Origin of the sequence: Exiguobacterium sp. A1_3_1 (genome assembly GCF_048985645.1) — a bacterium.
Classification (GTDB): Bacteria; Bacillota; Bacilli; order Exiguobacteriales; family Exiguobacteriaceae; genus Exiguobacterium_A; species Exiguobacterium_A indicum.
Genome location: NZ_WBYY01000324.1, coordinates 1 through 886, shown reverse-complemented (window position 1 = coordinate 886; position 886 = coordinate 1). Strand labels below are relative to the sequence as shown.

General features: G+C 44.2%; 1 protein-coding gene. It reads left to right on the top strand.

Annotated features, from left to right (window positions below):
* Positions 1-886 (top strand): diguanylate cyclase domain-containing protein (locus F8N00_RS18175; RefSeq protein WP_421018768.1); only part of this gene is annotated, 886 nt, incomplete at both ends.

Sequence of the window (886 nt, the reverse complement as noted above, 5' to 3'; positions counted from 1 at the left end):
CAAGCGACATTGATTCCAATTTATGATGCGAACGGCGTTCGTTTTCAGCACCTGTTCATCGGCAACGACATCACGGAAACAACTGCGCTTGAAGAAGAACTTGATTTTTTAGTGCATCATCATGAGATGACGCATTTATTGAATAAACGTGGATTTTTACGCGAAGGAGAATCCTTATTCCGCTCTGCTGGATCACATGATCCCGTTGCACTCATTTTGTTCGATATCGATCGTTTCAAAGTCATCAACGATTCGTTTGGAACACATGTCGGCGATCAACTTCTTCAAGCAATGGCAACGCGTCTTTTGCAACATACGACAGATGTACTTGCTTTTCATCCGACGAGTGATCTGTTTGGTGTCTTGTTACCTGCACCGTCGAGCAATCTACTTTTTCAGTATGCTCGAAAGTTACAACAAGCACTGCAGCGTCCTTATTACATTAACGGTCATTCACTCATCGTTTCTTGTACATTCGGGATCACCGTCTATCCGTCGGAAGCAAAAACACTGGAAGATTTATACCGCCGCTCTGAAACTGCTCTATATGCAGGAAAATCAATTGGTACCGGAACGATTCAGTACTTAACACACGAGATGGACACACAGTTCACACGGAAAATCCAACTCGAACGTTCCCTCTTCACGGCACTCGAAGATCAATCCCTATATCTTGCTTATCAACCAATCATTGAAATTCAGACACAAGCCGTTAAAGGCTTCGAAGCGTTATTACGCTGGAATCACACGGCACTCGGGAGTATTCCACCAGATGAATTCATCCCACTCGCTGAAGAAGCTTCACTGATCACACCAATCAACAACTGGGTCATCATTGAAGCATGTGAACAGCTCGCGAAGTGGCAACAGACGATTAATCCTGAAC